The 21,265-nt window shown below is 67.9% G+C and carries 18 protein-coding genes; 9 read left to right on the forward strand and 9 right to left on the reverse strand.

Annotated elements, in window-relative coordinates; genetic code table 11:
* Nucleotide 1: 1 nt before the first annotated feature.
* Together PV781_RS08040 and PV781_RS08045 are read right to left on the reverse strand one after the other, a co-directional pair.
* Nucleotides 2-592: a protein-S-isoprenylcysteine O-methyltransferase gene (locus tag PV781_RS08040; RefSeq protein WP_274775108.1), complete on the reverse strand. Its 591-nt coding sequence runs from the start codon at nt 590-592 to the stop codon at nt 2-4.
* The gene (locus PV781_RS08045; RefSeq protein ID WP_274775109.1) at nt 589-1,824 is read right to left on the reverse strand and encodes a hypothetical protein; all 1,236 of its coding nucleotides are present in this window, start codon (nt 1,822-1,824) and stop codon (nt 589-591) included. The genes PV781_RS08040 and PV781_RS08045 overlap by 4 nt, the downstream gene beginning before the upstream one ends.
* A 200-nt stretch (nt 1,825-2,024) precedes the next feature.
* On the opposite strand from PV781_RS08045, the gene PV781_RS08050 reads away from it, so the two are divergent.
* Nucleotides 2,025-2,879, forward strand: a complete 855-nt coding sequence (locus tag PV781_RS08050; RefSeq protein WP_274775110.1) for a glycosyltransferase family 2 protein — start codon at nt 2,025-2,027, stop codon at nt 2,877-2,879.
* Between the two features lie 206 nt (nt 2,880-3,085).
* Nucleotides 3,086-5,008, forward strand: coding sequence for a 1-deoxy-D-xylulose-5-phosphate synthase (gene dxs / locus PV781_RS08055; protein WP_274775111.1), 1,923 nt, complete (start codon nt 3,086-3,088; stop codon nt 5,006-5,008).
* Nucleotides 5,009-5,065: 57 nt separating this feature from the next.
* Here dxs and PV781_RS08060 read toward each other — a convergent pair whose 3' ends face one another.
* Nucleotides 5,066-5,521 (reverse strand): hypothetical protein, encoded by a 456-nt coding sequence (locus tag PV781_RS08060; protein ID WP_274775112.1) that lies wholly within the window; start codon nt 5,519-5,521, stop codon nt 5,066-5,068.
* Nucleotides 5,522-5,638: 117 nt separating this feature from the next.
* Nucleotides 5,639-6,157 (reverse strand): hypothetical protein, encoded by a 519-nt coding sequence (locus PV781_RS08065; protein ID WP_274775113.1) that lies wholly within the window; start codon nt 6,155-6,157, stop codon nt 5,639-5,641.
* 430 nt (nt 6,158-6,587) lie between these two features.
* On the opposite strand from PV781_RS08065, the gene PV781_RS08070 reads away from it, so the two are divergent.
* The 3 genes from PV781_RS08070 (at nt 6,588) to PV781_RS08080 (ending at nt 9,246) form a co-directional block, all read left to right on the forward strand.
* Nucleotides 6,588-7,340, forward strand: coding sequence for a TlyA family RNA methyltransferase (locus PV781_RS08070; RefSeq protein WP_274775114.1), 753 nt, complete (start codon nt 6,588-6,590; stop codon nt 7,338-7,340).
* Nucleotides 7,341-7,366: 26 nt separating this feature from the next.
* A complete protein-coding gene (locus PV781_RS08075; protein ID WP_274775115.1) occupies nt 7,367-8,587 on the forward strand; it encodes a class I SAM-dependent RNA methyltransferase in 1,221 nt (406 codons plus the stop codon).
* Between the two features lie 116 nt (nt 8,588-8,703).
* Complete coding sequence (locus PV781_RS08080; RefSeq protein ID WP_274775116.1) at nt 8,704-9,246, forward strand: DUF4142 domain-containing protein; 543 nt, start codon at nt 8,704-8,706, stop codon at nt 9,244-9,246.
* Between the two features lie 17 nt (nt 9,247-9,263).
* On the opposite strand, the gene PV781_RS08085 is transcribed toward PV781_RS08080, so the two are convergent.
* The 3 genes from PV781_RS08085 to aroC form a co-directional block, all read right to left on the reverse strand.
* On the reverse strand, nt 9,264-10,082 hold the full coding sequence (locus PV781_RS08085; protein WP_274775117.1) for a DUF1194 domain-containing protein: 819 nt from the start codon (nt 10,080-10,082) through the stop codon (nt 9,264-9,266).
* Between the two features lie 119 nt (nt 10,083-10,201).
* Nucleotides 10,202-11,512 carry a 3,4-dihydroxy-2-butanone-4-phosphate synthase gene (ribB, locus tag PV781_RS08090; protein WP_274775118.1) on the reverse strand — a complete coding sequence of 437 codons (1,311 nt, stop codon included), beginning with the start codon at nt 11,510-11,512 and terminating at the stop codon, nt 10,202-10,204.
* 66 nt (nt 11,513-11,578) lie between these two features.
* Nucleotides 11,579-12,688, reverse strand: coding sequence for a chorismate synthase (gene aroC / locus PV781_RS08095; RefSeq protein WP_274775119.1), 1,110 nt, complete (start codon nt 12,686-12,688; stop codon nt 11,579-11,581).
* A 273-nt stretch (nt 12,689-12,961) separates the two neighbouring features.
* Between aroC and PV781_RS08100 the strand changes: the two genes are divergently transcribed.
* Nucleotides 12,962-14,278, forward strand: coding sequence for a hemolysin family protein (locus PV781_RS08100; RefSeq protein WP_274775120.1), 1,317 nt, complete (start codon nt 12,962-12,964; stop codon nt 14,276-14,278).
* 212 nt (nt 14,279-14,490) lie between these two features.
* Here the strand turns inward: PV781_RS08100 and PV781_RS08105 are convergent, their stop codons facing one another.
* Nucleotides 14,491-14,766, reverse strand: coding sequence for an exodeoxyribonuclease VII small subunit (locus tag PV781_RS08105; protein ID WP_274775121.1), 276 nt, complete (start codon nt 14,764-14,766; stop codon nt 14,491-14,493).
* 199 nt (nt 14,767-14,965) lie between these two features.
* Here PV781_RS08105 and PV781_RS08110 point away from each other — a divergent pair, with 199 nt between their 5' ends.
* Both PV781_RS08110 and hisG read left to right on the forward strand, forming a co-directional pair.
* Complete coding sequence (locus PV781_RS08110) at nt 14,966-16,114, forward strand: ATP phosphoribosyltransferase regulatory subunit (RefSeq protein WP_274775122.1); 1,149 nt, start codon at nt 14,966-14,968, stop codon at nt 16,112-16,114.
* Entirely contained in the window at nt 16,114-17,094 is a 981-nt protein-coding gene (gene hisG / locus PV781_RS08115) for an ATP phosphoribosyltransferase (RefSeq protein ID WP_274775123.1), read from the forward strand. The genes PV781_RS08110 and hisG overlap by 1 nt, the downstream gene beginning before the upstream one ends.
* Here the strand turns inward: hisG and PV781_RS08120 are convergent.
* On the reverse strand, nt 17,058-18,272 hold the full coding sequence (locus PV781_RS08120) for an acyltransferase family protein (protein ID WP_274775124.1): 1,215 nt from the start codon (nt 18,270-18,272) through the stop codon (nt 17,058-17,060). The genes hisG and PV781_RS08120 overlap by 37 nt on opposite strands.
* Before the next feature lie 225 nt (nt 18,273-18,497).
* Here PV781_RS08120 and pepN point away from each other — a divergent pair, with 225 nt between their 5' ends.
* Nucleotides 18,498-21,131, forward strand: coding sequence for an aminopeptidase N (pepN, locus tag PV781_RS08125; RefSeq protein ID WP_274775125.1), 2,634 nt, complete (start codon nt 18,498-18,500; stop codon nt 21,129-21,131).
* The last annotated feature ends 134 nt before the right edge of the window (nt 21,132-21,265 follow it).

Consider the following 21,265-nt stretch of genomic DNA (forward strand, 5'->3'; position numbering starts at 1 on the left):
CTCAGAAAACGCCGGGAATGATCCGCCGGGTGCGCGCGCAATAGGCGTCATAAGCCGGCCCGAAGGTCTGGCGCATCATGGCCTCCTCCCGCCCGACGCGGAAGGCGAACAGGATGCCGAAGCCGACGAGCCCGGCGGGACCGGCGAGCAGGTTGGGGAGAAGCAGCGCCTGCGCCACCGCCCACAGAAAGAAGGCGGAATACATGGGATGGCGCACATAGGCATAGACGCCCCCTGTCACCAATTGATGGGCATCCTTGATCTCCAGCGTCACCGACCAGTTGCGCCCGAGATCCCGGTGCGTGCGCCAGAACAGCCAGAGCGAAGCCGCAAAGACACAGATGCCAGCCACCACCTGAACCGGCGAGAGGGCATAGGTCAGCCCCTTGGGAAAGCCCGTGGCGGCATAGATGGCCGGAACGATGCCCAGGCCCAGCGTGGAAATGGACAGGAGCACCATCTCCCTGAGCGTGCGATGGCGGGCATCCGCCACCTGCGCGCGCTTGGCCTTGCGCTCGAAGGGCAAGCGGATGACGTACCAGGCAATGACGCCAAGGGCCCAGGCGATCTTGGAAAAGGCAAGCAGGGTCATAGACGTCTCAGATGTGCGCCAGGGATAAGGCTGCCGTCGGGGGCGAAGATGGCCATCGGCCCCTCCATCTGCGCCACCAGATCGTAGAAGGGCACCGGGGCGTGGATGAAGGCGTAGAAGTCGTAAGGGGCGCGGGTGTCATTGGCCAGGAAGAACTGGCAGTGCAGGCGCATGATGTCGAGCCGGTATCGGGCAAAGGTGCCCGGCGTCATCATGCCCCGGATGGTCACCTGCCGGATGAAGGGCCGCCGGCTGCCATCCGCATTGCCCGCATGGGTCAGGTGCACCGGGTCCACCTTGTAGAAGCTGACGATGTCATCCTTGGCCTGGAACTCGATCCATTCCAGGCTGGCAGCATCATGCACCGCATAGGCGGCCTCCCGCAGCCGGGTGCCGGCCGGATGAAGGGCGAACTTGGCGGCGGTGGAGCCCACGGTGAGCAGGCGCAGCGGCACATGCCGGGCGAAATCCGGGTCCTTGCGCAGCGCGATCGCCACCAGGCTCACCGCATGCATGGCGCCCAGACTGTGGCCGGCCAGAACGATCTCGTCCGCGCCACCTTGCCGGGCCACGGCGATGAGCCGGTCCGCGAAGGCCTCCAGGCGCGCGTCGATGGCGCCATGGCGCCCCCGCACGAAATCGACGGAAAATTCAGCCAGATCCAGGGATTGCTTCAGCTTCACCCGAGCGCCAAGCGTGGCCATGAGGCCGAAAAAGACGGCCAGCGCTGCCGCCGCCCCCGCCAGAACCGCCACCACCTGGCCAAGCGGCAGGGCAAGGCCATGAGCGACGATGCCCGCCGCGATGCCGAGCCCTGCCATGGCGAGCAGCATCACATAGGTCAGGGCGAAGAAAATGCCGTAGCGATGGCTGAACCGGAAGTAGCGGAGAACCGTGCCGGTTACCACCATGTCCCACAGGGCGCGGACGGTGCCGCGCATGTGGGACCAGCGGGAACGGGACATGTCCGCCTTGACGATGTCATTCCAGGTAAGGAGCTCGAACCGGGTGGCGCTCTCCCAGTTCGGCCCGGCGGCGCCGGCATCCCACCAGGCGCCGGTGGGCGTCTCGTGCAGCGCCTCCTCGCCCCAGGTCCGCACGCCCCAAGTGCCGGCGAAGCGGGCGCTTTCGCGCGCGAAGATGCGGTGATGGCCCACGACATCCATGGGGTCGTAGCCGGCCACGAAAAAGAAGTGGCGGCGGATGAAGGTGTGCGGGCCGTCCTGAGACATGGTCCGCGCCTTCTAATGGAGGACGGCGCCGGACGGAAGGGCACCGTGCCAAGAGGTCGTGGCATGAGGTCGTGGCATGAGCGACATCTGGCCGTGATCCGCCTTCCCAACGGATGACGGCCAGTCTACCAAGCCGGGGACGCCGGCCTCCCGCTGGCGGCAGGGAGGGTGCACTGGCAACGGCTCATCCGGCGACGGACTTGTCCTCGGTCTCCGTCGTGTTCGTGACCTATAACAGCCACGCCGTCATCGGCCGCGCCGTCGCGTCCGTGCCGGAGGCGTGCGAGGTGGTGATCGTCGATAATGCGAGCCCCGCCGGCACCGGATTTGCCGCCGAGCTGACACGCCCGGCGCGCCTCCTGCCACAACCGCGCAACCTGGGATTTGGCGCTGCCTGCAACCTGGGGGCGCAAGAGGCCCGAGGCCGCTTCCTTCTGTTCCTCAATCCCGACGCGGCCTTGGATGAGGGCGCGCTGGAGCACCTTCTGGCGGCGGCGGCCCTCTACGGCCCGGCCCTGCTGATGCCGACCATCCTGGCGGAAGACGGACGCCTCATGCGCAAGGAAGGTTCCATCCTGGAGCCCGTCCCCCGCGCCCGGCGTCTCTCGGCGCAGGAGATTGCGGGCGATTACTGCACCCGCTTCGTCCATGGCGCCGCCTTCCTGGTGGAGAAGGAGGTGTTCCTGGATCTGGGTGGCTTTGACGAGGCCATCTTCCTTTATCATGAGGACGACGATCTCGGCCTGCGGGCGCTGGCGAGACGCCGTCCCATCATCGTGGTGCGCGACGCGCAGGTCCGGCATGCCGGTGGCAAATCCTCCACCCCGGCCCTGTCGCAGACCTTCCGGATCAACCGCTGGAAGATGCGCTCGGAACTCTATCTGCGCCGGAAACACCATCGCCCGCCAGCCTTTGCGCCCATATTCGCCCGGCTGGCGGTGGGGATCGCGCTCGCCGCGCTCACGCTCAATGCCCACCGGGTCATGATCCGCGCCGGCAAGCTCGCCGGCCTCCTGGACATGCGCCGGCCGGGCGCGCGCACGGGCCCGGACTGAATGCCCCGGCGTCCCCGGCATGCCTCCCCCCTCCAATGGTCCATTGCGCGTGCGTTGCGCGTTGTTATTTGTGTATGTATGGCTCTCCGGTTAGGGAGCCGGAACAATGCCGCGCTCAGCGCGGCCCATGACGCGCCCCGGACGGTCCGGCCGGGCGCCAGACGCCGGTCCCGCAGCGGGCCGCGCCTTATTCGGCGGAGTGATAAGTGACGGTTTCCAAGACCCCGCTTCTTGATACGGTCCACGTGCCGGCCGACCTGCGCCGGCTTCCCGATGAGAAGCTCGCCCAGCTCGCCAACGAACTGCGCGCGGAAACCATCGACGCCGTATCGGTGACGGGCGGCCATTTGGGAGCGGGCCTCGGCGTGGTGGAACTCACCGTCGCCCTGCACCATGTGTTTGATACGCCTCATGATCGGCTGATCTGGGACGTGGGGCACCAGTGCTATCCCCATAAGATCCTCACGGGCCGGCGGGATCGCATCCGCACCTTGCGCCAGGGCGGCGGACTGTCCGGCTTCACGCGACGCTCGGAGAGCGAGTACGACCCGTTCGGCGCCGCCCATTCTTCGACCTCCATCTCGGCCGGCCTCGGCATGGCGGTGGCGCGTGACCTGTCGGGCGAGGAGCGCAACGTCGTCTGCGTCATCGGTGATGGCGCCATGTCGGCGGGGATGGCCTATGAGGCCATGAACAATGCCGGCGCCATGGACAGCCGGCTGATCGTGGTGCTCAACGACAACGACATGTCCATCGCCCCGCCCACCGGGGCCATGTCGGCCTATCTGGCCCGCCTCATCTCGGGGCGCACCTATCTCTCGCTCCGGGAGATCGGCAAGCAGCTGGCCGGGCACCTGCCCAAGTTCGTGGAACGCGGCGCCGCGCGGGCGGAAGAGTTCGCCCGCGGCTTCTGGACAGGCGGCACGCTGTTCGAGGAGATGGGCTTCTATTATGTGGGCCCCATCGACGGGCACAATTTGGAGCACCTGCTGCCGGTGCTGCGCAATGTGCGCGACGCCAAGACCGGGCCGATCCTGGTCCATGTGGTCACGCAGAAGGGCAAGGGCTACGCCCCCGCCGAGGCTTCCGCCGACAAGTATCATGGCGTCGTGAAGTTCGACGTGGTGACGGGCGCCCAGGTCAAGCCCAAGTCCAACGCCCCAAGCTATACGCGCGTGTTCGCCGAGAGCCTGATCACCGAGGCGCGCCGCGACGAGAAGATCGTCGCCATCACGGCCGCCATGCCGTCGGGCACGGGCATCGACCTTTTCGGACAGGCCTATCCCAAGCGCACGTTCGACGTGGGCATCGCGGAGCAGCACGCGGTGACATTCGCCGCGGGCCTCGCCGCCGAGGGCTACAAGCCCTTCTGCGCGCTTTATTCCACCTTCCTCCAACGTGCCTATGACCAAGTGATCCACGACGTGGCGCTGCAGGGCCTGCCGGTGCGCTTTGCCATCGATCGGGCGGGGCTGGTGGGCGCCGATGGCGCGACCCATGCGGGCGCCTTCGACATTACCTACCTCGCCTGTCTTCCGGGCTTTACCCTCATGGCGCCGTCCGACGAGGCAGAACTCACCCACATGGTCGCCACCGCCGCAGCGTTTGACGAGGGGCCCATCGCCTTCCGCTTCCCGCGCGGCGACGGCGTTGGCGTCGAACGGCCGGTGAAGGGCGAGATCCTGCCCATCGGGCGCGGCCGGGTGGTGAAGGAGGGCACGCACGTGGCCCTCGTCTCGCTGGGCACCCGCCTTGCCGCCTGCCTTGAGGCCGCGGAACGGCTCCTGGACCTCGGAATTTCCGCGACGGTGGTGGACGCCCGCTTCGCCAAGCCCATCGACGAGGACCTCATGCTGCGCCTCGCCCGCTCCCACGAAGCGCTGGTGAGCGTGGAGGAAGGCTCGGTGGGCGGCTTCGGAGCGCTGGTGCTTCAGCTGCTGTCCGACAAGGGCGCGCTGGACAGGGGCCTGAAGGTGCGCAGCATGGTGCTGCCGGACACTTATATCGACCAGGACACCCAGGCCCGCCAGCTGGCCGAGGCTGGCCTCGACGCCACCGCCATCTGCGCCAAGGTGTTGGGCGCCCTTGGCCGCACGGGCGACCGGAAGATGCGCTCGCTGAGCGCGTGATGCAAAAACGGGGCGGCCCGCGCCCCGCTTCGCTTCCTCGAAAGAACCCGTCGCCCGTCAATTGGCCTTGCAGGCGGCCTCGAACTGGCCATAGGCCTCGGGCGCGCCGGTCAGCGCCACCTGCTGCTTGGCGCCCTTGACCTCGACGGTCATGGTCTTGCCGCCCGCGAGCACTGCCTTCACATCGTCCAGCTTGGCCCCGGCTTCCACGTCGATGCCAGACGTGTCGTCGTTGGCGACCGCCCTTCCCGCCAGTTCCTTCTTGAGCTTGCCGGCGGTGAAGATGATCTTGGCCGGATCATCCGCCTTCAGGCCCTTGGCGCCGGAAACGCTGACCAAGGCCAGGGCCTTGCCGCGCTCGCATACGAACAGCAGCATGCTGCTGTCTTCGGTGCCGAAGGTGAGGTTGGCGCCGGAATCCGTCTCGGTGGTCGTCCAATTCAGCTTAACCTGTGCCGCAGCCGGCAGGGCCGAGACCGCAAGGACGGAAAGCGCCAGAACTGCGCGATACATGATGTGCTCCATGAAGGCAGGCGCGCGATCATAGCGAGACTTGTAAAAAGAAAAAGAACCCCCGCCACCGCGCTCAAACGTCCGCTGCGCACGGCACCTCCCGGCGGCGAGTCGGCCCTATCGCCGGGGCAGGCAGACCCGCTCGAAATCCGCAAGCCGCGGGCGAACACCGGCAAGAGGCAGGGACTGGGTCTCGCCCGGGAGCTTGATCACCAGGGTGTCGCCTTCGCGAAAGAGGTCGAGAACCTGAGTGTTCAGGCTGACCGCAGCCTCCACCACCAGGTCCCCGTCCGACGATCCCAGGAAGGCGGTGGCGGCCAGTTCCAGCCGGCGGCGGCCGTTGGAAAGCGACAGGGGCACGCCGTCGCCGGACGCGATTTTCTTGGTCTTCACCTCCACCGCGATCTGCAGGAGGTTGGCGGAGGGCTGGCACGTGGCGGCGAATGAGGGGTCCACATCGCGCGGCAAGGCATAGCGCAGGGCGAAGGTGTCCTCTCCCTTGGCGAGCGACCAGACCCGGGGATCGGGGGGCGTCGCGGGCTTGGGCTTGGCCTTGGACGTTGCCGCCTCAAGCGCGCCTGCGCCCAGCGCCAGGCATGCCGCTGCGAGGGGAAGAGCCAGGAACCTGAAACGCATCTCGTCTCCCATCGCGACCTCGCGGCCGGAGCATCGCACAGCCGCAAAGGCCATAGCGGCCGAGGCTGAGCCCAGGCTGGTGCGGAATGCGTGAACCCGGCGAATCCGCCTCAAACCGCGAGACTGCCAAGCCACCGGTCACACGCGAGCAACACCGCTGCCGGTGATCAGATCATCCCTCAGCCAAACCCATATCCTTATTATTTCAACGCCCTAGGCACGTCCATGCGGAACCGACAGGCGCCGACGCGCGCGACGGCTGGAGGAAGGACGCGCGTGCTGCCCCAAAATCATATGTTTCCCAACGTGTTCACCTCGCCTTGCAGCATCGCGGGAGCGGCAGCGGACTGCACATCTCTCAAAAGTGTTGCATCCTTGCCCCTCCCCGGGCGATGGAGCGCGCTGACACGAAGGGCGAGGCGAAGCGGGAATGGGGCGTGAGCGGATCGACAAGCTGATGGTGGCGCGCGGCCTGTTCGACAGCCGCGCCCGCGCCCAGGCCGCCATCGCCGCCGGTGGCGTCAGCGTCGCCGGCCGTGTCGTGGACAGGCCGTCCGAGATGGTCGATGTGGACGCCCCCATCTCCGCACAGGACGTGCACCCCTACGTCTCGCGGGGGGGGCTCAAGCTCGCCGCGGCCCTGGATGCCTTCGGCATCGATCCCGAAGGCTGCGTCGCCCTCGACCTTGGCGCCTCCACCGGAGGCTTCACAGACGTCCTGCTGCGGCGGGGCGCGCGGCGGGTCTATGCGGTGGATGTGGGGCACGACCAGTTCCATCCCCTCCTGCGGGATCGGCCTGAGGTTCGGCTTCTTGAGGGGACTGACGCCCGCCGTCTCACCCCCGCCCTTATCCCCGAGGCGGTGGACTTGGTGGTGGCGGATGTGAGCTTCATCTCGCTCGCCTTGGTTCTGCCGCCGGCTCTTGCCTTGGCGGGCCCCCGCGCGCGGCTTGCCGTGCTGGTCAAGCCCCAGTTCGAGGCGGGGCCGGCCCATCTGAAAAAGGGCATCGTGCGCGATCCCGCCGTACACGCCCAGGTGTGCACCCGCATCCAAGGCCTGATAGAAGACCAGGGATGGCGCGTCCGGGGCATCGTCCCCTCCCCCATTTCCGGCGGCGACGGCAATCGTGAATTTCTTCTGGGTGCAGAGCGCCCCGCGCAGATCCCGGCCCAGCGCCCATGACTGCGACACACAGGCAGGTCAGTCCGATGCAGGTTGAAATCGCGCGCATGGGCGCGCAGGGAGATGGCATCGCGCAGACCTCGGAAGGCCCGCTGTTCGCCAGCTATGTGCTGCCCGGCGAGATGGTGGAAGGGGTGCGGGAGAAGGACCGGCTGCGGGTCACCGGCATCCTGCAGACGAGCCCCGCGCGGGTGGCGCCGGAATGCGGCCATTTCGGCGTCTGCGGCGGCTGCCTTCTGCAGCATTGGGAGGCGGGCGCCTACAAGGCCTGGAAGCGCCAGATCGTGGTGGAGGCGCTGGAGCGGGAGGGCCTTGCCAGCGAGGTGAAGCCGCTCATCGACGCCCATGGCGCCGGCCGGCGGCGGGTCATCTTCCACGCCCGCCAGAAGGGACCGCGCACGGTGGTGGGGTTCGCCGAGCGCCGGTCCCATTCCATGGTCGCCATCACCCATTGCCCGGTGCTCGCGCCCGGCCTTGCCCGTGCGCTGGAGGCCTCGCAGGCGCTGGCGGAGGCGCTGGCGCCGCTGAACAAGCCGCTGGACCTCCAGGTCACCGCCACCGAAAGCGGACTCGACGTGGACGTGCGCGGCTCTGGCCCCTTGCCACCGCTGCTGGCCATGGACCTTGCGATGATCGCCGAGCGCTTCGGGCTCGCCCGCCTCACACGCCACGGCGAACTGGTGCTGCAGCGGGCGGCGCCTTTCCTGACCATGGGCGCGGCGCGGGTGGAATTGCCGCCCGCCTCCTTCCTCCAGGCGACCGCCGAGGGCGAGGCTTGCCTTGCCCAGCTCGCGCAAGCGGGCATCGGTGGCGCCAAGCGTGTGGCGGACCTGTTCAGCGGGGTGGGTACCTTTGCCCTGCGCCTCGCCGCGTCCGCGCGAATCCTGGCGGTGGAGAGCAATGCCCCGGCCATCGCCGCCCTGAAGCGCGCGGCGCAGGGCACGCCGGGCCTGAAGGGGGTGGAGACGGAGGTCCGGGACCTGTTCCGCCGCCCCCTCCTCCCCGAGGAAATGGCCAAGCTCGACGCGGTGGTGATCGACCCGCCCCGACAGGGCGCGGAAGCCCAGGCGCGGGAACTGGCCCGCTCCAAGGTGGGCCGGCTCGTCTATGTGTCTTGCTCCGTCGCCACCTTCGCCCGCGACGCCGCCCTTCTCACCGCCGGCGGCTTCCGCCTCGCCCATGTGACGCCGGTGGACCAGTTCCGCTATTCGCCGCACGTGGAGCTGGTGGGGATTTTCGAGCGCTGAGACCCGCCCTCGCCACGCCGAAGGCGCCAAGCTGTTCGCCACGCCATGTTTCTGTACAATGCCGGCGTAACGCAAAGACCAGGGGCAATTCCGTGAGTGGCCTTAAGACTGTCGCCGTGACATTGGTTCTCGGCCTTGCGATTCCCACGCTTCCCGCCGTTGCGCAGGATGCGCCCGGCCCCGCCCCCCAGGCCCTGGTCGCGGCGGCGCGGGTGCCGTCCACGGAGGCGTTCGTGAAGACGGCTGCGGCGGCCAACGGTTTCGAGATTGCCAGCAGCAAGCTGGCGCTGGAAAAGTCCAAGAACCCGGCCATCCGGGCCTTCGCCCAGCACATGATCACAGATCACACCCGCATCGGGGAGGCCTTCGTCGCAGCGCTCGGAAAGGCGGACACGGGCATCACCCCGCCCCCCGGCCTGACCCCGGACCTGGAGAAGATCATGGCCGATCTGTCCGCCAAGTCCGGCGCCGCGTTCGACGCCGCCTATGTGGTGGCGCAGACGCAGGGCCACATGGATGCGGTCGGCCTTTTCGGCGGCTATTCCAAGGGCGGCAGCAATGCGGTGATGCGCGCCTTCGCCACCGAGACGCTGCCCACCATCAAGATGCACCTGACCATGTGCTACGACCTCGTCACATCCAAGGCCGCCGCGCGCTGAGGCGGGGGTCGAGACGGTCAGTTGTTCCAGTTCTCCCGCCATAGCCGCTCGCCGATGAGGCAAGACAGGCGCGGCGGGCTGACGGCTGGGATGATGCGGGGCATTTCGGGCGGCCGCAGCCCTGCCACCTCCAGCACCAGCTTGGTCTTGATGGCGCGGGCGAACTCCGCCTGCTCGCGCACCGGGATGACGAAAGCCCCGGCGCCACCGATGACGCAATCCTCGTAATAGACATCGAGGTCGGGGATATCGATGGCGGAATTGGCGCTGCGCTTCAGCAGCAGGGGCAGGCCGTTGATTGTGATGCCCTGGGCCACAACCTCGTCCCGCGCCTGCTCCACCGGAGGGCCTTGGTTGTTCACCCCATCTCCGGAGACGTCGATGACGTTGCGCAAGCCCCGATAACCTGATGTCTTCAAGTGGTTTGCGGAAAAGAGCAGGGCGGAAGAGATCGAGGTGCGATAGACCCGCCGCAGCGGTGCCGCACGGATGGCATCCGAGAAGGCCCGCGCGCTGGCGGGGCTGTCGATGATGCGCCAGTCCAGGACGACCCTCTGCTCGCGCTCGCCGGCCCATTCCACATAGGTGGCCGCGATCCGCCCCCGCGGACCTTGGCGCAGGGCATTGAGGAATTCATCTGAGACGAGGGCCGCTGCATAGCCATCGCGTTGGAGCGCCTGCTCGTCAGGGTCCATGGAATAGGACACGTCCACGGCGAGGACCAGTTGCACGTCCACCACATTGTCTGCGGCGGGCGCCGCCCGGGCGGCGCCGTCTCCCAGCAGCGCCACGAGCAAGGAAGCGAGGCAAAGGGAAGGGGCGAACCGCCAGGCCATGGCGTCCTCCGAAGATGGCAGCCGGGATGCCCCATGCTGCCACCAACGCCGTGTCGGCAAAAGACCGCGTTTGCACGGCCGCACACGCCGGGACGCGCGCGGCTGTCACAAAGGCGGCATCAGGCTTCCAGCGGCTCGGTCTCGACGATCTCGATGCCGAAGCCGGCAAGGCCCACATAGGTGCGGGTCTTCGAGGCGAGCAGGCGAATGGAGACGACTCCGAGATCGCGCAGGATCTGGGCGCCGAGGCCGATCTCGCGCCAATGGCGATCACGCTCGGCCTCGCTGGCGGTCTTTTCGGTCTCGCCCACGGCGGTGGCGGGGACGCCCGCGGTTCCGTCACGCAGATAGACCAGCACGCCGCGCCCCTCGGCCTTAATGCGCTCCAGCGCCTTCTGCACCGACTTGGCACCGCCGAAGGCATCGCCGATGGGGTCCGCGCGATGCAGGCGCACCAGGACGTTCTCGCCGTCGCCGATGCGGCCATAGACCACCGCAAGGTGGTTCACCGACTCGAACGGAGTGAGGAAGGAATAGCCCTTCATCTCCCCGATGACGGTGGGCACGGGGAACTCGGCGGACCGGGTGACCAGCTTTTCGCGGGCCTGGCGATACGCGATGAGGTCCGCCACCGAAATGCGCACCAGATTGTGCTTCTCGGCGAACGCGGTCACCTGGGGGCCGCGCTGGACGGTGCCGTCGTCATTCACGAGCTCGGCGATCACCCCCACTGCCGGCAGGCCGGCAAGGCGGCACAGATCCACCGCCGCTTCGGTGTGGCCGGAGCGCATGAGCACGCCGCCTTCCTTGGCGATCAGCGGGAAGACATGGCCGGGACGCACGAAATCGGCGGCGCCCATGTTCGGATTGGCCAAGGCGCGCACGGTGTTGGTGCGCTCCTCGGCGGAGATGCCTGTGGTGGTGCCGTGCTTCACGTCCACGGAGACGGTGAAGGCGGTGCCCATGGGGGCGTCGTTATTGGCCACCATGGGCTCGAGGCGCAGGCGCTTGGCCTCGGAGGGGGGCAGCGGCGTGCACACGATGCCGGACGTGTTGCGGATGACGAAGGCCATCTTTTCCGGCGTGGTGAGGGACGCGGCGAGGATCAAATCGCCTTCATTCTCCCGGTCGTCATCATCGGTGACGACGACGATGTCCCCCCGGGCGATGGCCTCGATGGCGGACTGGACGCGGGACTGGACAGTATCGGTCACGGGCAAACCTCGGATGCGGGGGGCAGGCAGGCCGAGAAGGTCGTTCGGGGTCACGGCGTGACCCGTCGCCTCCGCGATCCGCTCGGCGGTCTCGCGGGAGACCCAGGCGCGCGCATCGTTGCACAGGGCCGTCACGCTGGCGGGGGAAAGACCCACCCGCTTGGCGAAGGCGCTGCGCTTGGTTCCGGTGCTTTCGAGCCAGTCCGCGAGCTTCATGCCCGAACGCTAGCAGAGGTGAATTTCAGCGACAATGAAATTTTGAAAATTTCAGCGATACTGAAATCAGCCTTCGAAAGGCCAATGGGGCGTTGACCCCACTTGCCCGCGATGGCGCAGCATATGGTCGGCCAGCACGCACCACATCATGGCCTCGCCTACCGGAACCGCACGGATGCCCACGCACGGATCATGCCGCCCCTTGGTCATCACCTCGGTTTCGGCTCCGGTGCGGTCCACCGAGCGGCGGGGGGTGAGGATGGAGGACGTGGGCTTGACGGCAAAGCGCGCAACAAGCGGTGCACCAGTGGAAATGCCCCCCAGCACCCCACCCGCATGGTTGGAGAGAAACACAGGGCCGTCCGGCCCGTGCCGCATCTCGTCGGCATTTTCCTCGCCGGTGAGGCGGGCGGCATTGAAGCCTTCGCCAATCTCCACGCCCTTCACCGCATTGATGCCCATGAGGGCGGCGGCGATGTCGGCGTCAAGCTTGCCATAGAGCGGCGCGCCCAGGCCCACGGGGACATTCTCGGCCACCAGTTCCACCACCGCGCCGATGGAAGAGCCGCTCTTGCGGATGCCGTCCAGATACTCCGTCCAAAGCGGCACGGTGGCGGCGTCCGGGCAGAAGAAGGGATTGTTGGGGACCTCGTCCCAGTCCCAGCGGCTGCGATCGATGGCGATCTCGCCGATCTGAACCAGCGCGCCACGCACGCTCACGCCGGGCAGCACCTTGGCGGCGAGCGCGCCGGCGGCGACGCGGGTCGCCGTCTCGCGGGCCGAGGAGCGGCCGCCGCCGCGATGGTCGCGCAGGCCATACTTGGCGTCATAGGTATAGTCGGCATGTCCGGGGCGGTAGCTGCCGGCAATGTTGGCATAGTCCTTGGAGCGCTGGTCCACATTGTCGATCTGGAGCGCCACCGGGGTTCCGGTGGTCACCAGCACGCCTTCTTCCTGCTCCAGCACCCCTGAAAGGATGCGCACCTCGTCGGGCTCGCGGCGCTGGGTGGTAAAGCGGGACTGGCCGGGGCGACGGCGGTCGAGGGCGGCCTGGATCTCCGCCAGGGTGAAGCGCAAGCCGGGCGGGCAGCCATCCACCACGCAGCCGATCGCGGGACCGTGGCTCTCCCCGAAGGTGGTGACCCGGAACATGTGACCGAAGGTGTTGAAGGACATGAATGCCTGCCGAAAGCCGGATGAACCGATGGCGCTCTCCTAGAGCGCGATGCGCCCTTTGGGCAATGTTTTGTTCCGCCCACCGCCGCCTAACGCAGCCCTCCGAAGGCCCAGGCGGCCTTCGTTCCAAGCGGTCATGGCGCACGAAAGGCGGGGATGGGATCGTCGCAAAAGTGTCAAGATCAAGCGGCGGCGCGGTTTTTGCCCCACCGGGCTTCGCGTTTTGGCCCTCGGCTGTGATATGGAGGAAGGGCACAGGTCACACTTTAAGCCATGCCCATAATAGAAATCCTGATCGTTCTCCTTCTCGTTCTTCTCAATGCGGTGCTTGCCGCTGCGGAATTGTCCATCGTCTCGGCCCGTCCCGCCCGGCTCCGGAATCGGGCGGATCGGGGACACAAGGGAGCCCAGGCCGCACTCGCGCTCGGCGCGGAGCCCGGCCGCTTCCTGTCCACCGTCCAGATCGGCATCACCCTCATCGGCATCCTGGCCGGCGCCTTTTCCGGCGCCAGCCTCGGCGCCTATTTGTCCGCGGTCCTGCAAGAGGCGGGGCTTGCCCAGGCCGCGGCCGACGGCTTGGGCTATGCGCTGGCGGTCGGCGGCATCACCTATGTGTCGCTGGTCATCGGCGAACTGATCCCCAAGCGCCTCGCCTTGCAAAATCCTGAGGCGCTCGCCTGCGTGATGGCCCCCTTGATGGTGCGCCTGTCCAAGGTGGCCGCGCCGGCGGTCTGGCTGCTGGACGCGTCCACCCGCCTCGTTCTGCGCCTGCTGGGCGAGAAGGGCCGTGGCGGGGAAGGCGTCACCGACGAGGAGATCCGCGCCATCATCACCGAGGCGGAGACCGCCGGCGTCATCGAGCCCGCCGAGCGGCGCATGATCTCGGGCGTGATGCGCCTGGCCGACCGGCCGGTCACCGCCATCATGACCCCGCGTCCCGACGTGGAATGGGTGGACATTTCGGCGAGCGCCGAGGAAATCCGCGACACCCTGCTCCAGACGCCCCACAGCCGCCTGCCCGCCTGCGACAAGTCACCCGAGGAGACCGTGGGAATCATCCAGGCCAAGCGCCTGCTGGATTCCTACCTCCAGGGCGAGACGCCGGACCCGCGCGCCTTCGTGCAGCCTGTGCCCTTCGTGGTGGAGACCGTGGGAGCGCTGGAGGCCATGCGCATTCTCAGGGGCGCCGACGTGCCCATGGGCATCGTGGTGGACGAATATGGCGACATGGTCGGTGTCGTCACCGGCTATGACCTGCTGGTGGCCATCACCGGCTCCATCTCGGAGGAGCACTCCTCCGACGAAATCCATGTGGTCCGCCGGCAGGACGGCTCCTATTTGATCTCGGGCGAAACGCCGGTGGACGAGCTGCGCGAGGTCCTGGACGTGGAACTGCCCTCGGACCGGGGCTTCCACACCATTGCCGGCTTTGCCCTCTCCCACATCAAGGAACTTCCGTCCGTGGGCGCGGTGTTCGATGCCTATGGCTGGCGCTTCGAGATCGTGGACATGGACGGCCGGCGCATCGACAAGCTGCTGGTGTTCCGCCCGCCCGTTCTTCACCGCCAAAAGGTGGTCGGCGAGGAATAAGGACGGCACCGGTCCGGGTCATCGCTGCCAAAAAGCCTGCGGTCTTTGGCGGCGGGGTTCGGCGAAGGCCGGCCCCGCCGCTCTTGTTTGGACCACCCGTGGGCCGGCAGGAACAAAGAACGGATATCCACAAGGTCGCGATTCGCTCGCCTCCTGTTCCCGCTCCAGCCCCTCCCCGATCCTCCTCCTGTCCCGGAATGGGACAGGGATGATCAGGCGGGATCGAGGGGCGCAGTGCCAGACGGGCGCCCGTCCGCATCGCGCACGATGGTCTCCACACGGGCCTCTGCGTCCTTCAAGAGCGCATCGCAGCGCTTCTTGAGGGCCTCGCCGCGCTCATAGATGGCGATGGATTCCTCCAGGGGCACGTCGCCCCGCTCCAGGCGCTGGACGATGGCTTCCAGCTCGGCCAGCGCCGCCTCAAAGCTGAGATTGCCGACGGCCGGAGCCTTGCCGGCCTTGGCCGGGACGGTGGGGGTTTCGGCCATGGGCATCTCCTCGAACGGGCGGACATGGGACCGCCGAATCCAATCAAATCGGCGCGCACCATAGCCTGATCACCCGCCGCTCTCCATGCGGGCCGTCCCGCGCAGCCCTCTCCCGCGCCCGCCGGGGTGGTGGCGGGGCGCTGCCTTTGCTAGAAGCCGCGCCAAACGCACGTGCACTCCCACAGGGCGAAGACATCCCATGGCCGAAGCGCCGCAGAGCCCCCTCCCCCCGCGCGACACCCGCGCGCTCGACGACGCTTTGCTGGCGCGGTTCGCCGCCGCTGGCTATGCGCCGTGCGACCCGCCCATCCTCCAGCCGGCGGACGTGTTCTTGGACGTGTCGGGCGAATCCATCCGCCGCCGCCTGTTCCTGACGGTCGATGCGGACGGGCGCGAGCTGTGCCTGCGGCCGGACCTGACCATTCCCGTCGCCCGCGAGGTGATCGCCCGCAATCAGCCCCTCCCGGCGGCGGTGAGCTATCTCGGCCCGGTCTTCCGCTTCCGGGGCGAGGCGTCCGGCGAATTCCGGCAGGCAGGGGTGGAATCCTTCGGCCGCACCGACGCCGAGGCCGCGGACGCCGACATCCTGGCGCTGGGCCTCGAAGCCTGCGCCCTCTATGGCGTGCCCGCTCCCAAGATCCGGCTGGGTGATCTCGGCCTGTTCTCGGCGCTGCTGGAGGCCCTTCCCCTCGCGCCGGTGTGGAAGCGCCGTCTCATCAAGGATTTCGGCCAGAGCCGGCTCGATGCCGACCTCTCCCGCCTGGGCGCGCCCCGCGCCAATGGCAGCACGGTGCCGAGCGGCGTGCTGAACGCACTGGCCGGCAGCGACCCGGAAGGCGCCCGCGCGCTCATCACCGACCTCCTGTCCATTGCGGGAATCAACACGGTGGGCGGACGCTCCGTGTCCGAGATCGCCGAACGCTTCCTGGAACAGGCGACGCTGGATGCGGGCGAAGGCCTCCCGGCCGAGACCTCCATGATCCTGACCCGCTATCTGTCCATTTCCGGCGACCCGGACAGCGCCTCGGCGGCATTGCGGGCGCTGGCAGCGGATGCGGGCATCGATCTGAATGCCGCCCTCGACGTGTTCGACCGGCGCACGGGCTTCTTCACCGTGCACGGCATCGAGCCCGCCGACATCGCCTTCTCCACCGCCTTCGGCCGGCCCATGGACTATTATAGCGGCATGGTGTTCGAGCTGGACGATCCGCAGGAGCGGATCTCCGGCCCCCTGGTGGCGGGCGGGCGCTACGATCCGCTGCTGGCGCGCATCGGCGCCGGACGCAGCGTGCCGGCGGTGGGATTTGCCGTTTGGGTGGAACGGCTCGCGAACCTGGAGGCGCGCTGATGAGCGAGACCTTGATCCTCGCCGTGCCCTCCAAGGGCCGGCTTCAGGAAAATGTGCAGGCCTTCTTCTCCCGCGCCGGCATGCCTTTGCTGCAGGCACGGGGCGCGCGCGACTATCGCGGCGCGCTTGGCGGCGTCGCGGACGTGGAAGTGGCCTATCTCTCCGCCTCCGAGATTGCCGGCGCGCTCGCCTCCGGCTCCGCCCATGTGGGCGTGACCGGCGAGGACCTGGTGCGGGAGAATATCCCCCAGGCCGAGACCCGCGTGACCCTGCTGCAGAAGCTGGGCTTCGGCTACGCCAATGTGGTGGTGGCGGTGCCCCAGGCCTGGATCGATGTCTCCACCATGGACGACCTCGACGACGTGGCCAGCCATTTCCACGGCCGGACCGGGCGCCGGATCCGGGTGGCGACCAAATATGTGAACCTCACGCGGTCCTTCTTCGCCCGCCACGGCATCGTGGACTATCGGATCGTGGAAAGCGCCGGCGCCACCGAGGGCACGCCTGCCGCAGGGTCTGCGGAACTGATCGTCGACATCACCACCACGGGCGCCACCCTTGCGGCCAACGCGCTGAAGGTGGTGGATGATGGCGTCATCCTGCGCTCGGAGGCCAATCTGGTGGCCTCCCTCACCGCCCCCTGGACCATGGGCGCGCGCGCGGCGGCCCGCGCCATGTTCGACCGCATGGCAGCGGAGCGGCGCGCCCGCACCATGCGGGAAGTGCGCACGCGCTTCGAGCAGTGCGATGCAAGCCTCGTGGAGCGGGCGGTGGCGGATTTCCGCTGCGTGGCCCCGTTCGGCGGGCCCACCTCCTCCGGCATGCTCACCCTGCACTGCCCGCCGGACACCTTGCATGGCCTTGCCACCTTCCTGCGCACCCATGGGGCGAGCATGGTGACCGTGGCGCCCATCGAATATGTGTTTGCCTCCGACAATCCGCTCTATGAGGCCCTGGAGGCCCGCCTGTCGGGCCGCTGACGGGCGAGGCCATAGGCGCGGCGCACCTGGACGCCGCGCTCCAGACGCTCCGCCATGCGGTTGAAGCGCACCTGCGCCGGGCGCTCGATGCGGGCATGGGTGAAGGCGGAGAGGGCCAGAACGGCGGCGAGGATCGCCGCCAGCAGCACAAGGCTGGCGGGCATGCCGCCGAGGTCATAGAGCGCCTTGGCATGCCCTTCCACCATCACCTGCCGCTCGAGATTCACCCCGAGGAGGCCCGCCATCGCCCAGGCGAGGAAGGCGGCGACCATGAGCACCCATTGGTGCGTCATGTAGATGGAATAGGACCACGCCCCCAGCCGCGCGAACGGCTTGGCGAGAAGCAGCCGCGAGACCGCTCCCCCTTGCCGGGCGAACACCAGAACCGCACCGGCAAACACAAGGGGCGCGGCGAGGCTCCAGGGCGCCACCTGGTCGGGTCCATGGCCGGCCGCCACGACGAAGCCCGCCACCGCGCCCACGGCGAGGAGTTCCAGCATGCTCGCCGCCGGGAGCCGTATGTCGCCGATGCGCGCGTGCAGGTGATAGGCCGCCACGCCCAGGAAGAAGCCTGCGACGCAGCGGAACAGGCCGAAATCGGCCGTTGAGTTCATATAGGTGGGCGATGCGACGGCCAAGACGATGACGCCCGCCAGCGAGAGCAGCAGCGCCGCCACCCAGAGCCGACGGGCGGCCAGCACCACCACCGCCCCAAACAGAAGGTAGGTGTAGAATTCCGCCCCAATGCTCCAGCTCGGGGCATTCCACGACATGCCATGGAGATTGGCGGCATTCAGCAGCGCCAGATGGATGGGAATGGAGACGAGCGAATATTCGCTCGGCAGCACCGTGATGTCGAACCTCTCCGGGTGCGGCACCAGGTTGACGAAGCCAATAAAGGCGACGAAGGCCGCCAGCATGGCCGCGTGCAGCGGCCACAGCCGACCCATGCGCCGCACGACGAAGCTGCGCCAGTGGGCGAGGCTTCCCAGCCGGTGCCCATAGGCGTGGCAGACTACGAAGCCGCTGAGGACAAAGAAGAAGTCCACCAGCAGATAAGCATTCGCGACGAGCCGCACCTCCGTCAGGGGTGAGACAAACACGAAGCAGAAATGAAACAGGACCACCAGCAAGGCGCAAATCCCACGCCACGCATCCAGCGCTTCAAAACGATCCATGCGCGTCTCCTCCGCTCTCCTCAATTGCTGCGGTGCGAAGGGGTTCCCCGCCGCCCATGAGCGCGGCGGGAAGCAGGTGCACGCTGGGCGCAGAGAAGCGGTTAAAAGGTGCGGCCTGCGTGCGAAGCCGCGCGGTCTTTCGCCCGCGCGCGTGAGGTCCTAAAGTCGGCGCAGACCGATAGACGGCGGGGGCGCACGGCGTCCCGCAGTGGCCCGGAGTGAACCATGCGTGATGCCGAACCCCGTCCCGTGCGCCTTGCGGACTATCGTCCGCCGGACTGGCTGGTGGAGACCGTGCATCTGGATGTCAGCCTCCACCCGGAGGCCACCCGCGTCGTCTCGCGCCTCTGCCTGGTGCGCAATGCCAAGGGCCGGCCGGGCGCGCCGGTGGTGCTGGATGGCGACGGCCTGACCCTGGTGCGCGTGGCCATTGACGGGCTTCCCACCACGGGCGGCGCGTTCGAGGCCAACCCGGCCGCGCTCATCATTCCACATCCCCCGGCCGATCGCTTCGTGCTGGAGGTGGAGACCCTGATCGACCCCACCGCCAACACCCAGCTGATGGGGCTCTATCGCACCTCCGGCACCTATTGCACCCAGTGCGAGCCGGAGGGCTTCCGCCGCATCACTTACTTCCCCGACCGCACCGACGTGCTGGCGGTCTACACCACCCGCATCGAGGCGGACCGGGACGAAGCCCCCGTGCTGCTGGGTAACGGCAACCTCATCAAGAGCGGGCCGATCTCCGGCACCAACCGGCATTATGCCGTCTGGCACGACCCCTGGCCCAAGCCCAGCTATCTGTTCGCGCTGGTGGGCGGCAAGCTCTCCAAGGTGCCCGGCCATTTCGTGACCGCTTCCGGCCGGCCGGTGGACCTTGGCATCTATGTGGAGCCGGGCAAGGAGGCGCGCGCCGCCTATGCCATGGACGCGCTGCGCCGCTCCATGCGCTGGGACGAGACCGCGTTCGGGCGCGAATACGACCTCGACGTGTTCAACATCGTCGCCGTCTCCGACTTCAACATGGGGGCGATGGAGAATAAGGGCCTCAACGTCTTCAACGACAAATACGTGCTGGCGAGCCCGGAGACCGCCACCGATGCGGACTATGCCCATATCGAGGCGATCATCGCCCATGAATATTTCCACAACTGGACCGGCAACCGCATCACCTGCCGCGACTGGTTCCAATTGTGCCTGAAGGAGGGCCTCACGGTTTTCCGCGACCAGGAATTCTCCTCCGACCAGCGCTCGCGTCCGGTGAAGCGCATCGCCGATGTGCGGCTTCTCAAGGCACAGCAGTTCACGGAGGATGGCGGGCCGCTCTCCCATCCCGTACGGCCGGATCTTTATCGAGAAATCAACAACTTCTACACGGCGACCGTGTATGAGAAGGGCGCCGAGGTGGTGCGCATGCTGCGCACCCTTCTGGGCGAGGACGGCTTTCGGGCCGGCATGGATCTCTATTTCGCCCGTCATGACGGGGATGCCGCCACCATCGAGGATTTCCTCGCCTGCTTCAGCGAGGCCACCGGCCGCGACCTGACGCAATTCTCGCTCTGGTACACCCAGGCCGGCACGCCGAAGGTGCGGGTGCAAACCCAATATGACCCCGCAGCGCGCACCTATCGCCTGGATGTCACCCAGGCAACACCGGCAACGCCGGGCCAGCCCGACAAGAAGCCGGTGGTCATCCCGCTGGCGGTGGCCCTGCTCGGTCCCAATGGCGATGCCCAGCCCCTCATCCTCGCCGATGGCACGACGGTGGAGACGGGCGTCCTGGAAATCAGCGCACCGCACCAGACCTTCACCTTCACAGGCCTGGGGGTCCGCCCCGTGGCCTCGCTCAATCGCGGCTTCTCGGCGCCCATCAACCTGGAAGTGGACCTCACCGCCGAGGACCTTGTCTTCCTCGCCGCCCATGACAGCGATCCGTTCAATCGCTTCGACGCCATCCAAGGCCTGGCGTTTGATCTCCTCAAGCGCGGCGCCCGCGAAGGCACGCTGCCGCCGGCGGATGCCCTGCTCCACGCCGCCGGCCTGCTGCTGTCGGACCCTGCCCTCGATCCCGCCTTCAAGGCCCAGGCCCTGGCCCTGCCGGGCGAGAACGAGATCGCCCGGGAACTGGCCACCCTGGTGGACCCCGACGCCGTCCTCCTCGCCCGCCGCCAGTTGAAGCGGGCTGTGGCGCAGGCGCTCTCCCCCGCCTTCGCGACGACTCACGCGGCTCTCACCTCCGGTGCGGCCTATTCGCCGGATGCGGCGGCGGCGGGCCGGCGGGCCTTGCGCAACCTGTGCCTGGACTATCTCACCGTCCCCGGTACGCCCGAGGCGCTGGAGCGGGCGCGCGGGGAGTATCTCGCCGCCGACAACATGACAGACCGCTTCGCGGCGCTCGCCGTGATCGCCCAGCATGACAGTCCCATCCGCGCCGAGGTGCTGGAGGACTTCCACCGGCGCTACGAGCGCGACCCGCTGGTCATCGACAAGTGGCTGAGCCTCCAGGCCCAGATCCCCGAGCCGGGGACGCTCGACCGGGTGCGGGCGCTCACCTTGCTGCCCTCCTTCTCCATGACCAATCCCAATCGGGTGCGCGCCCTCATCGGCGCCTTCGCCATGGGCAATCCCACCCAGTTCCACCGTCTGGACGGTGCCGGATACGACTTCCTGACCGACGTGGTGCTCACCCTGGACGGCACCAACTCGCAGGTGGCCTCTCGCATGCTGTCCGCCTTCAAGACCTGGCGGCAGATGGAGCCCCGCCGCGCGGCGCTCGCCGAGCGCGCCTTGCGCAAGGTGGCGGACACGCCCGGCCTGTCGCCGGATGTGGCGGATATCGCCTTGCGTTCGCTGGGCTAAGCTGGCGCCGCGGAAGCGCGTCGCCGCCCGCCCTGCCGGAAAAAGCGGCGGGAATGGGGATCGATTGCTGCCGAAACCGGCAGAGTGTGCACCGCAAACTGCACATTATCGCAGCGCCGCTTGGGACCTATCTT

It is taken from the genome of Aquabacter sediminis (assembly GCF_028863665.1).
Taxonomy (GTDB): domain Bacteria; phylum Pseudomonadota; class Alphaproteobacteria; order Rhizobiales; family Xanthobacteraceae; genus L1I39.

Bases quoted from the DNA above. Each gene is read 5' to 3' on its own strand.
- PV781_RS08085 (WP_274775117.1), bottom strand. From the start codon at position 10,082: ATGGCCTGGCGGTTCGCCCCTTCCCTTTGCCTCGCTTCCTTGCTCGTG.
- hisG (WP_274775123.1), top strand. From the start codon at position 16,114: ATGAGCGAGACCTTGATCCTCGCCGTGCCCTCCAAGGGCCGGCTTCAG.
- PV781_RS08045 (WP_274775109.1), bottom strand. From the start codon at position 1,824: ATGTCTCAGGACGGCCCGCACACCTTCATCCGCCGCCACTTCTTTTTC.
- PV781_RS08100 (WP_274775120.1), top strand. From the start codon at position 12,962: ATGCCCATAATAGAAATCCTGATCGTTCTCCTTCTCGTTCTTCTCAAT.
- PV781_RS08060 (WP_274775112.1), bottom strand. From the start codon at position 5,521: ATGTATCGCGCAGTTCTGGCGCTTTCCGTCCTTGCGGTCTCGGCCCTG.
- PV781_RS08105 (WP_274775121.1), bottom strand. From the start codon at position 14,766: ATGGCCGAAACCCCCACCGTCCCGGCCAAGGCCGGCAAGGCTCCGGCC.
- PV781_RS08075 (WP_274775115.1), top strand. From the start codon at position 7,367: ATGCAGGTTGAAATCGCGCGCATGGGCGCGCAGGGAGATGGCATCGCG.
- pepN (WP_274775125.1), top strand. From the start codon at position 18,498: ATGCGTGATGCCGAACCCCGTCCCGTGCGCCTTGCGGACTATCGTCCG.
- PV781_RS08065 (WP_274775113.1), bottom strand. From the start codon at position 6,157: ATGCGTTTCAGGTTCCTGGCTCTTCCCCTCGCAGCGGCATGCCTGGCG.
- aroC (WP_274775119.1), bottom strand. From the start codon at position 12,688: ATGTCCTTCAACACCTTCGGTCACATGTTCCGGGTCACCACCTTCGGG.
- PV781_RS08070 (WP_274775114.1), top strand. From the start codon at position 6,588: ATGGGGCGTGAGCGGATCGACAAGCTGATGGTGGCGCGCGGCCTGTTC.
- ribB (WP_274775118.1), bottom strand. From the start codon at position 11,512: ATGAAGCTCGCGGACTGGCTCGAAAGCACCGGAACCAAGCGCAGCGCC.
- PV781_RS08040 (WP_274775108.1), bottom strand. From the start codon at position 592: ATGACCCTGCTTGCCTTTTCCAAGATCGCCTGGGCCCTTGGCGTCATT.
- PV781_RS08110 (WP_274775122.1), top strand. From the start codon at position 14,966: ATGGCCGAAGCGCCGCAGAGCCCCCTCCCCCCGCGCGACACCCGCGCG.
- PV781_RS08120 (WP_274775124.1), bottom strand. From the start codon at position 18,272: ATGGATCGTTTTGAAGCGCTGGATGCGTGGCGTGGGATTTGCGCCTTG.